1 protein-coding gene is annotated in these 1,110 nt (G+C 72.9%); it reads left to right on the top strand.

Features of this window, described 5'->3' with window-relative positions:
* A partial coding sequence (locus MKK70_RS26795) for a polysaccharide biosynthesis/export family protein (protein ID WP_147860478.1) occupies positions 1-1,107 on the top strand: 1,107 nt, incomplete at its 5' end.
* Between the last annotated feature and the right edge of the window lie 3 nt (positions 1,108-1,110).

Here is a 1,110-nt window from a genome sequence, read left to right as displayed (position 1 = left end):
CCGGCTTCGGGTCCGACGGCGCGTGCCGTGGAGGCGGGGGCGGAGCTGTCGACGCCGGAGGGGCTGCTGGCGCGCTACGAGCTGGTGGACGTGACCCCGGCGGTGATCGAGGCCCTGCGCGGGCGCCCGCTCGACAGCCTGCTGGCCTCCTTCGGCGACAAGCGCCCCTCGATCGAGCCGGTGATCGGCGTGGGCGACTACGTCTCGGTCTCGGTCTGGGAGGCCGGGTCGGGCGGCCTGTTCTCCGGCCCGCTCGTCGCCGACCGCTTCTCCGCCGGCTCGAAGTCGGCGCTGATCCCCGAGCAGGCCGTCGGCCGCGACGGCGCGATCTCGGTGCCCTATGCCGGGCGCATCCACGTCGCCGGACGCCGCACCCAGGACGTCCAGACGCTGATCGAGAACGAGCTCGCCGGCAAGGCGATCCAGCCGCAGGTGCTGGTCTCGGTCACCAAGCCGATCTCCCAGGCCGTCACCGTCACCGGCGAGGCGGTCGCCGGCGCCCGCCTGCCGCTGTCGACCGGCGGCGACCGCCTCCTCGACGTCGTGGCCTCCGCCGGCGGCGTGCGCTCGCCCGTCTCCGAGACCTTCGTGCGCCTCTCGCGCGGGGACCGCACCACCACCGTGCCGATGACGACCCTGGTGGCCAACCCGCGCGAGAACATCTACCTGCGCCCCAACGACGTGCTCACCCTGGTGCGCGACCCCCAGACCTTCCTGGCGGTCGGCGCGCTCGGCAACGCCACCGAGCTGCCGTTCTCGGCCGAGGGCATCACGCTCGCCCAGGCCCTGGCCAAGGCCCGCGGCCTGTCCGACTTCCAGGCCGACCCGGCCGGCACCTTCGTGTTCCGCTTCGAGCCGGCCGCCGTCGTGCGCCGCCTCAACCCGGCCTCGCCGCTCCTGACCACACCCGTGGTCCCGGTGGTCTACCGCATCGACATGCGCGACCCCAACAGCCTGTTCACCTCCCAGGCCTTCCGCATGCGAAACCGCGACCTCGTCTACGTCTCCAACGCCCCCTTCACCGAAGTCTCCAAGGTCGTCAGCGTCTTCTCCACCGTCGCAGGCCCCGTCGCATCCGCAGCCTCCGTCTACGCCTACTCACGGTAGGCG

The sequence above is a fragment of the Methylobacterium sp. E-041 genome, from assembly GCF_022829665.1.
Taxonomy (GTDB): Bacteria; Pseudomonadota; Alphaproteobacteria; order Rhizobiales; family Beijerinckiaceae; genus Methylobacterium.
Note: the sequence above shows the minus strand (reverse complement) of the source record. Positions and strands in the feature narration are given on the sequence as shown.